This is a genomic window from Dyadobacter sp. HNCC25DJ187 (assembly GCF_056895255.1).
The window spans coordinates 241255-250821 of the sequence record NZ_JBXHAT010000004.1; the positions used below are offsets into that span (position 1 = coordinate 241255).

Annotated in this window: 7 protein-coding genes and 1 pseudogene; 5 read left to right on the top strand and 3 right to left on the bottom strand. The window is 42.8% G+C overall.

The genetic code is table 11. The annotated features are described in order from the left end of the window. Nucleotides 1-6 precede the first annotated feature (6 nt). The 4 genes from AC1XUE_RS24455 (at nt 7) to AC1XUE_RS24470 (ending at nt 4321) form a co-directional block, all read left to right on the top strand. Complete coding sequence (locus AC1XUE_RS24455; RefSeq protein ID WP_483358619.1) at nt 7-1047, top strand: aminoglycoside phosphotransferase/kinase family protein; 1041 nt, start codon at nt 7-9, stop codon at nt 1045-1047. Nucleotides 1048-1080: 33 nt separating this feature from the next. Beyond that, the gene (locus tag AC1XUE_RS24460; protein WP_483358620.1) at nt 1081-1929 is read left to right on the top strand and encodes a TIGR01459 family HAD-type hydrolase; all 849 of its coding nucleotides are present in this window, start codon (nt 1081-1083) and stop codon (nt 1927-1929) included. Nucleotides 1930-2014: 85 nt separating this feature from the next. Next, nucleotides 2015-3556: a YifB family Mg chelatase-like AAA ATPase gene (locus AC1XUE_RS24465; RefSeq protein WP_483358621.1), complete on the top strand. Its 1542-nt coding sequence runs from the start codon at nt 2015-2017 to the stop codon at nt 3554-3556. A 147-nt stretch (nt 3557-3703) separates the two neighbouring features. Then, nucleotides 3704-4321 carry an OmpH/Skp family outer membrane protein gene (locus AC1XUE_RS24470; RefSeq protein WP_483358622.1) on the top strand — a complete coding sequence of 206 codons (618 nt, stop codon included), beginning with the start codon at nt 3704-3706 and terminating at the stop codon, nt 4319-4321. A 537-nt stretch (nt 4322-4858) separates the two neighbouring features. On the opposite strand, the gene AC1XUE_RS24475 is transcribed toward AC1XUE_RS24470, so the two are convergent. From AC1XUE_RS24475 to AC1XUE_RS24485, 3 genes are all read right to left on the bottom strand, one after another. Next, nucleotides 4859-5611, bottom strand: a complete 753-nt coding sequence (locus tag AC1XUE_RS24475; RefSeq protein WP_483358630.1) for a succinate dehydrogenase/fumarate reductase iron-sulfur subunit — start codon at nt 5609-5611, stop codon at nt 4859-4861. A gap of 113 nt (nt 5612-5724) precedes the next feature. Beyond that, nucleotides 5725-7713, bottom strand: coding sequence for a fumarate reductase/succinate dehydrogenase flavoprotein subunit (locus AC1XUE_RS24480; RefSeq protein WP_483358623.1), 1989 nt, complete (start codon nt 7711-7713; stop codon nt 5725-5727). Nucleotides 7714-7774: 61 nt separating this feature from the next. Continuing rightward, a complete protein-coding gene (locus AC1XUE_RS24485) occupies nt 7775-8446 on the bottom strand; it encodes a succinate dehydrogenase cytochrome b subunit (protein ID WP_483358624.1) in 672 nt (223 codons plus the stop codon). 287 nt (nt 8447-8733) lie between these two features. Between AC1XUE_RS24485 and AC1XUE_RS24490 the strand changes: the two are divergent. Beyond that, nucleotides 8734-9567, top strand: a pseudogene (locus AC1XUE_RS24490) (gliding motility-associated C-terminal domain-containing protein); the annotation flags it as partial.

Consider the following 9567-nt stretch of genomic DNA (forward strand, 5'->3'; position numbering starts at 1 on the left):
ATTACAATGCGTTTAAAAGATTATCCGGCTATCATCAGAAAAGCCTGGGAAGGATTCGACAGTTCTATCGGTGTAAAATTTGTTGAAGATATAAGTGCAAAAGTTTCTACCAACCACGTGTTTCGTGTTACGCTCGATAACGACGATGTTGTGATTGCCAAGCTTTCGTACTTTGGCAAGTATGAGCATTTCAAGGAAGACCACCGCATCATACAGACACTGGCTAACAACCTCCTGTATCCTTATGAAAATGTACTCGCCAGATCGCTGATGAAGAACAATCAGGTATATACTTATCGTTATCAGGAAGACTTTGTAGACACCTGGGTAGTTTGCTACAATCCGATCCGAGCCATGAACAGGCTCCCGAGGCGGCTCAATGAAGACCAGATCCGGCAACTGGGGAAAGAAGCAGCTAAGTTTCACCTTGCCAGTTTCAGAGCCGGAAAGTCGATTCCCAAATCTTCTAAAAACCTGAGGACGGACATTCAGCATCTGCTCGACATCCTGGAAACAGATACCGGACAGTATGAACACCGGGGCTTTATCCACATTTTAAAAAAGCAATGTGATATATTCCTGAAAAATATACAGCGCCTCAACGTCAGCGGATTCGATTTGATGCCAGTATTTGTGGACTGGAACATCGGTAATTTTTCCGTTACCGACGACCTGCGTTTTTTCTCCCGCTGGGATTACGACTGGTTCCGGGTATCCTCCCGCATTATGGATTTCTATTTTTTCAGCAGGGTAGTTTCCAACGTTGGCGATAGGACAGTCTTCAGCTATCTGATGAGCACACTTACGGAAGACAGGTTTATGATTTTTCTGGAAGAATATCACAAGATATATCCGCTAACAGAACGAGAAGTCAGGTTCATAAAGGAGGCGTACCGGTTTTTTATTCTCAATTATGTGATCAAATACGGAAAGTATTTCTTTCACAGATCCTATTGTACCAAGCTGCAAAAGGAAGCATACGAACTTTATTTTCCTGCTATCGATGGTTTTGATGAAGAAAAAATCCTTCGTCACCTCAATCTGTAGTAAATTTTTATTTCACTCCTAAGATACTAACACATGATACTGGACAATTTTAAATCTATACTCTCCAAATATGAAGTTGTTTTCTTCGATGCATTTGGTGTACTCAAAACCTACAATGGATTGATTCCCGGCATAGAAAAGACCTTTGCATATCTAAGAGAGAATGATAAAGATTTCTATGTTGTCACCAATGACGCGTCCAGAAGCCCGGAACAGCTCGCTGAATCTTATGTGAAACTGGGTATCAATGACGTCACACCCGACCGCATCATCTCCTCTGGTATGCTTGCGAGGGAGTACCTGGACTATAAGGTGCGGGATGGCGTTGTTGCCTATCTCGGCACTGACAATTCGGCCCACTATATTGGCACTTCCGGTTTGAAAACCCTATCCATCAGGGAATTGAATCTTGACTCGGTCGGAGATGTAAATGCTTTGGTTTTCCTGGATGATGAAGGTTTTGATTGGAATACAGATTTAACCAAAACACTCAATTTACTCAGGAAACGCAATATTCCGGTTATCGTTGCCAACACGGATAAGACATATCCTGCTTCAAAAAGCCGGCTTTCTATAGCCGTGGGGGCACTTGCCAAAATGATAGAAGATACCATCGGGCGCCAGTTCATACGATTTGGCAAACCGGATCCTCAAATGTTCATTTTTGCTTACCAGCATATCAAAAATTATCCGAATGTCGACAAACGATCTATTCTGATGGTCGGAGATACCCTACAGACTGATATTTTAGGAGGCAATAAATTCGGATTGGATACAGCTCTTGTATTAACAGGTAATACGCAGGCAGAAGACGCGGAGGTACGGATAAGGGCCACAGGTATTATTCCTACGTATATATGTGTATCTGCGGTAGTGGAATGACAATCAACAGTTTGGTGTTTCATAAATAATTATAATTTTACCTCCGGTTCTGATACTCAATTTCATTCATCAACAATAATCACACATGCTAGCTAAAACCTTTGGAAGTGCCGTCTATGGTGTAGACGCCAATATGATCACTATTGAAGTGACAGTGGGACAGGGACTTGGTTTTTTTATGGTTGGCCTTGCCGACAGTGCCGTAAAGGAAAGTCAGCAACGGGTTGAAGCCTCCCTGAAATATTTCGACTACAAGATGCCACGCCAGAAAGTGGTTGTGAACCTGGCCCCTGCAGACATACGCAAAGAAGGCTCAGCATACGATCTGCCGATTGCACTATCTGTGATGAAATCATCGGAACAGCTTACAACTGCAAAAGAGTTAGAAGATTATGTGATTATGGGAGAACTTTCACTGGACGGTATGCTCAGGCCCATTAAAGGAGTTTTACCTATTGCTATTGAAGCAAGAAAGCAAGGTTTCAAAGGTTTCGTATTACCAGCTGAAAATGCACATGAAGCCGCAATTGTTAACAATATTGATATAATACCTGTTGAAACACTGGAAGACGCTATCGGCTTTTTTGAAGGGACAAAGGAAATTGTGCCTCTGATTGTGGATACGCGGGATCTGTTTTTTACCAGCCAAAACGAATATGATGCGGATTTCGAACATGTTCAGGGACAGGAAAATATCAAAAGAGCACTGGAGATATCAGCCGCCGGTGGACACAATGCCATAATGATTGGCCCGCCAGGCGCAGGAAAAACGATGCTGGCCAAGCGTATCCCAAGCATACTCCCACCTCTTACACTCCCCGAAGCATTAGAAACTACCAAAATACATTCGGTTGCCGGCAAGCTCGGTAAGCGGGCTACCTTGGTTTCACGCAGGCCGTTCCGTTCTCCTCACCACTCTATCAGCGATGCTGCCTTGGTAGGTGGCGGCAGTTTTCCTCAACCAGGAGAAATATCATTGGCGCATAATGGCGTCCTGTTTCTCGACGAGTTACCTGAATTCAAGAGAACAGTACTTGAAGTAATGAGACAACCTCTAGAAGAGCGGCGCGTCAGTATATCAAGAGCTAAAATGGCAGTGGAATTCCCCGCAAACTTTATGCTGATTGCCAGTATGAATCCATGTCCCTGCGGCTATTACAATCATCCTGAGAAAGAATGCGTATGTGGTCCGGGCGTCGTTCAAAAATATCTCAATAAAATCAGCGGACCACTTCTTGATCGTATTGACCTGCACGTAGAAGTGACTCCGGTGTCATTTGATCAGATTGCCTCAACCCGTAAGTCTGAGAGCAGCCAACAGATTCGGGATAGAGTCATAAAAGCACGCGACAAGCAAACCGAACGCTTTAGGGACAAAAAAGATATATACTCTAACGCAATGATGACACCGGAAATGGTGAAGGAGGTATGTCTGATTGGAGATGCAGGTAAAGCTTTATTGAGAACTGCTATGGACAGACTTGGGCTATCCGCGAGAGCTTATGACCGCATTCTGAAAGTATCCCGTACCATTGCTGACCTGGCCGGAAGTGACGACATTAAAGTAGAGCATCTGGCCGAAGCCATTCAATACCGGAGTTTAGATCGGGAGAACTGGGCTGGCTAGTTTGTTCTCTTTCCATTGAACACGTTAAATATGGACTGAAGTTGAGATTTTCATTTTGAAATGGTAAAAAATGAACAATGTGCATACCTTGAAACACAAATCATTATCTTTGCGGCTCTTTCTAAAAAACAATAAAACATAAAGAACGTGAACAACAATACTTCGCTGATTTGGAACATCGTACTTACGCTTGCTGTGGCGGTGTTATTCTTTTTACATTTTTCAAACAAACCTGATGCAGGCTCAGCGGTAGCCGATGGACAAGTTGTTCCGGGACGTCGTACAGTATATGTACAGGTTGACTCACTTCTGACTAACTACGATTTCTTTAAAGAAACTAAGAAAGAACTTGAGAACAAGAATTTTCAGCTCGAAAATGAATTGAATACAAAAGGAAGATCTCTTCAAAATGAAGTTGCTTTCTTTCAGCAAAAAGCACAAACAATGACTCCGGAACAAGCACGTTCTACTGAAGCTCAATTGATGAAAAAACAACAGGATCTTGTTGCTTACCGCGATCAGGCGGCTCAGTCTTTAGGACAGGAAGAAGCAAAGAAAAATGAGCAGCTATATAAAAATATCCGTTCATATATTGAGAAATATAACAAAGAAAATGGTTACGAGTATGTTCTTGGTTACTCTTTGGGTGGCGGAATTTTGTTTGCAAATCCTTCTTTAGATGTAACTCAGAAAATCATCGAAGGTCTGAACAAAGAGCACGCAGCATCTGGCGGAGCAAAAGCGGATACTACTGCTAAGAAATAATATCTGGCTTTATAGTCATATACATATCAAGTTTTAAGAACGAGGTTGCCTATTGGTTGCCTCGTTTTTTTGTGAATAGGTTTTGGTTTTAAATCCCAAAGAGATGCTCGTCAAATCAGTAACAGGATCCTTGCTTCTTGAATGATTGAAGATCTGATATTACGTACCTACGGCACTTTTAATCACTTACTACTTTCTACCAATATGGTACCCCTAAAGGGATTAATCACGCAAAACAGAAATATTATTCGAAGTCAAGGGTACAACTAAGCTCAAATCCCGAAGGGATGAAATATCGGTAGTAGAAAAAAAATGGATGGGTATCAGAAATACCGTAGGTATGTGACATTACGTTCCAACGACACTTTGATTAAGCTGAAACAATTTCTCATTTATACCAATTACATCGGGATTGCCACGTTGTAACTACCATGAAATCAACCCGACCTGTATCCATTCGTTAGAGGTGTTCTAAAGCAAAAAAAGAGGCGCCGATTCAAAGCACCTCCTTCTCAAAATCATATCTGTAATAACTGACTAAACGTTCGATGACGACAATTTAGCTCCGATATATTCACGGTTCAATCTTGCAATATGTTCAAGGCTGATCTCCTTCGGACATTCAGCTGCACAGGCACCAGTATTAGTACATGCTCCAAATCCTTCGGCGTCCATTTGTGCCACCATTTTTTCAGCACGAATATTTCTTTCTGCTTGTCCCTGAGGAAGTAATGCAAGCTGAGATACCTTGGCAGATACAAAAAGCATAGCAGACGCATTTTTACATGCAGCTACACAGGCACCACATCCAATACAAGCGGCAGCAGCGAACGACTCATCAGCATCTATTTTAGGAATAGGTAGGCTGTTTGCATCCTGGGCATTACCAGTATTTACCGAAATGAAACCTCCGGCAGAAATCACTCTGTCAAAAGAATCACGATCCACAACCAGATCTTTAATCACCGGAAACGCTTCTGCACGCCAGGGTTCCACCACAATCGTATCTCCATCATTGAAAGAACGCATGTGGAGCTGGCAGGTTGTAACACCTCTTAATGGGCCATGTGGCCGCCCGTTGATATACATCGAACATGCCCCGCAGATCCCTTCACGACAATCGTGGTCAAATGCAACCGGTTCTGTTCCTTTTTCTATAAGTTGTTCGTTAAGAACATCGAACATTTCAAGAAAAGACATATCCGGAGAAACATGATCCAGACTGTAATCTTCGAAACCTCCATTTGTATTGCTATTGCTTTGTCTCCAGACTTTAAGCTTAATATGCATGTTACCTGCACTCATTTTTCTAACATTTAACGGTTAATTGTTAACCAATAATATTAATTAAGCGAATGGCCACCTGACACGGCTGATAGCCGTATGCCGACAGCCGAGGGCTATTATTTATAACTTCTTTGAGCAATTTTAATATTCTCATAAATAAGCTCTTCTTTGTGAAGCTCCCATTCTTCCTGTGATTTGTGCTCCCAAGCGGATACAAACATGAAGTTGTCGTCATCACGAAGCGCTTCACCTTCTTCTGTCTGGTGCTCTTCACGGAAGTGACCTCCACATGACTCTTCACGTGTCAAGGCATCAATACACATCAGTTCACCCAGTTCGATGAAATCCGCAACACGACCCGCCTTATCCAGTTCAGGGTTAAATTCATTTTTACCACCCATCACCTTCACATCCTTCCAGAATTCTTTGCGAAGCGCACGTATTTCAATGATCGCTTCCTTCAGACCCTTAGCATTACGCGCCATACCACACTTCTCCCACATGATCTGTCCAAGACGGCGGTGAAACAATTCAGGAGACGTTTTGCCCTGAATTGACATCAAAGTATTGATCCGGTCTGTAACTTCTTTCTCAACCCTAATAAATTCAGGATGATCAGTTGAAATCTTACCGGTTCCGATTTCCTTCGCCAGATAAGAACCAATTGTATAAGGAATTACAAAGTATCCGTCAGCAAGTCCCTGCATCAGCGCAGATGCTCCTAAGCGGTTGGCACCGTGGTCAGAGAAATTGGCTTCTCCCAACGCATACAACCCAGGTACGGTAGTCATCAGGTTATAATCAACCCAAAGTCCGCCCATTGTATAGTGAACCGCCGGATAGATACGCATAGGGACTTCGTAAGGATCTTCTCCTGTGATTTGCTTATACATATCGAAGAGGTTACCGTACTTTTCTTTTACTACAGCTTTCCCCCAGATTGTGATATCCTCCTTCGATGGATTTGCAATATTGTTTTTGTTCGCTTCTCCTTTTCCGTAACGTTCTACAGCAGCGGCAAAGTCAAGAAAAACAGCAAGCTTGGAAGTACCTACACCATACCCTGCATCACATCTTTCCTTCGCAGCACGTGAAGCGATATCGCGGGGAACCAGGTTACCAAAAGCAGGGTAACGACGTTCCAGGTAGTAGTCTCTTTCATCCTCAGGAATTTCATTTCCGGGACGGGTATCATTCTTTTTCTTTGGCACCCAAATCCGTCCGTCATTACGAAGAGATTCCGACATCAAAGTAAGCTTAGACTGATGATCACCTGAAACAGGAATACAGGTTGGGTGAATCTGAGTAAAGCATGGGTTTCCAAAGTAAGCACCACGTTTGTGCGCTTTCCAGGCTGCTGTTACATTACTGCCCATTGCATTCGTAGAAAGATAAAATACGTTTCCGTATCCACCAGTACAAAGCAATACTGCATGACCTCCATGACGTTCCACTTCACCGGTGATCAGATTTCTGGCAATAATACCACGGCATTTGCCATCGATATTCACAACATCAAGCATCTCATGGCGATTGTACATTTTTACAGTACCCATACCAACCTGGCGCTGCAATCCGGAATACGCCCCGAGTAACAATTGCTGACCGGTTTGTCCGGCTGCGTAGAAGGTACGCTGAACCTGCGTTCCACCAAATGAGCGGTTGGAAAGCAAACCACCATATTCACGCGCAAAAGGCACACCTGCTGCAACGCACTGATCTATAATATTTCCGGAAACCTCTGCAAGACGGTGAACATTCCCTTCTCGTGAGCGATAATCCCCTCCTTTAATCGTATCATAAAAAAGACGGTAAACAGAGTCACCATCATTCTGGTAATTTTTAGCGGCATTAATACCACCCTGTGCAGCAATGGAGTGCGCACGACGTGGAGAATCCTGAAAGCAAAATGCCTTTACCTTATACCCCATTTCGGCAAGGGTAGCAGCAGCCGAAGCGCCAGCCAGACCTGTTCCTACTACAATAATTTCAAGGCTACGCTTATTGGCAGGGTTTACAAGAGCGACTGAAGACTTGTATTTACTCCATTTCGTTTCAATCGGCCCCTGTGGTATTTTGGCATCCAGGCTAGATGAAGTTGCCATATATGTTTTTACTTTAAATAGTCAGAAAAAATAGATTCAAACAATGGAGCTTTGGCCCATTTTAGTACACCCATCCGAGGTATATCGAAATAGGCATGAGTGCAAAAAGTATTGAGATAACCACTGAAAAACCTGTTCCCAATACGGAAATCACGCCGTTGTACTTTACATGATTCAGCCCAAGTGTCTGGAAAGCACTTTGAAAACCATGTAACAAGTGCCAAAAGAGAGAGATACATCCCAATACGTAAATCAAAACCACAATTGGATTTTGAAAAATGTCCAACATCATTCGATACAGGTTTAACTCTTCTCCTGTTGCAAATTGGTTTGAGCGGTTTGGAATCCAGAAATGAGCGGTATGAATAACCAAAAAGATCAGCAACAGCGTACCGAGTAAGCCCATACTTCTTGAATACCATGTACTGTTAGCTGAGGCATTGCTTACCTTGTAAGCTACCGGACGAGCCGTTCTATTGGCTTTCCATAACATCAGTCCATCCGCAATATGGACTAAAAAACCTATGATCAGACCAATTTCCAGTGTACGAACGATAGGATTCGTACCCATGAAATGTCCCCAGTGTGAAAAAGTTTCACCACCATCATTGTAAAAAATCATGGCATTAATGCCCGCATGAATGACCAGAAAACTTATAAGAAAAAGTCCGGTAAGAGCCATCAAAAGTTTTTTCCCGATGGAACTCGTTAACGTTTGTGTAAACCACGACATAAAAAACACGAACGGTTTTAGTGCAAAAAAATAAGGTATATTTAGAACGATTCAAAGGTATGGCACAAACCTTTGCAACACAATAAATCAATCTCCTTTTTCCCCTTCCTGATTATAATTTATAATCATTATTAAGAATCCGGAGATTACTGTATGAGACATTTACCTAAGTTTGTCGCACTATGTAAAAGTTTTGTGACAAACATCAGTTCCGTCTGGAATTATACACAGTTTTTACCTTGTTTTTCGTTTAAGTTTTAGTCCAATATCCGTTAAGCCATTTAAGTATGACGCATTCTCTCCTTCAGCTCAGGTCATGGTTGTTTATTTTATGTCTGTTTTTTGTCTTTCAGGCAAATGCTACCCACTTCCGCGCCGGAGAGATTACCGCACGCAGAATCTCGGATACTTCACCTACCTATGAGATTAAATTAACCGCATATTTTGACGTAAGTCAACGGGGGAAACCAGCTGCTGACGCAGCCAACAATATACTTTTCTATTTTGGCTCGGCCACTTCCACATCACCACGGGCATCGCAGGTCGTAGCCAGAAGTTCCGTGAGAGACATCGGGCTGAATACAACTGTCAATGAATATATCACAACTTATACTTTTCCGGGAACAGGGAACTACCAGATTTCTGTGACTATGGATAACAGGAATGAAAATACACTAAACCTTAACAAGGGTATTAACACGGACCAACTAAACTTTTACGTTCATACTACAATCCTTGTAAATAGTTCACTGGGTAGAAATCAGACTCCCGCTTTACTGAATCCACCCATTGATCTTGCAGCGGTTGGCCAACGTTATGTGCACAATCCAAATGCATATGATGCGGATGGAGATAGCCTTTCCTACAAAATTTATGTACCTCAGGAAGAAGGCAGACCAGGTTTTGGAATCAATGTTCCGTATGAAGACCCAAATTTGATTGGGGCTCCAGGCCAAACGGAAGCCGGAGCAACACCTGCTACTTTTAGTATTGATCCGATTTCAGGGGATCTGGTTTGGGATGCACCAACTTCTCCGGGCCAGTATAACGTCGCTTTTCTGATCGAAGAATGGCGCGACGGTTTCATGATTGGACGAATAGTCAGGGACATGCAAATACTC

Bases quoted from the DNA above. Each gene is read 5' to 3' on its own strand.
- AC1XUE_RS24455 (WP_483358619.1), top strand. From the start codon at position 7: ATGCGTTTAAAAGATTATCCGGCTATCATCAGAAAAGCCTGGGAAGGA.
- AC1XUE_RS24460 (WP_483358620.1), top strand. From the start codon at position 1,081: ATGATACTGGACAATTTTAAATCTATACTCTCCAAATATGAAGTTGTT.
- AC1XUE_RS24465 (WP_483358621.1), top strand. From the start codon at position 2,015: ATGCTAGCTAAAACCTTTGGAAGTGCCGTCTATGGTGTAGACGCCAAT.
- AC1XUE_RS24475 (WP_483358630.1), bottom strand. From the start codon at position 5,611: ATGCATATTAAGCTTAAAGTCTGGAGACAAAGCAATAGCAATACAAAT.
- AC1XUE_RS24480 (WP_483358623.1), bottom strand. From the start codon at position 7,713: ATGGCAACTTCATCTAGCCTGGATGCCAAAATACCACAGGGGCCGATT.
- AC1XUE_RS24485 (WP_483358624.1), bottom strand. From the start codon at position 8,446: ATGTCGTGGTTTACACAAACGTTAACGAGTTCCATCGGGAAAAAACTT.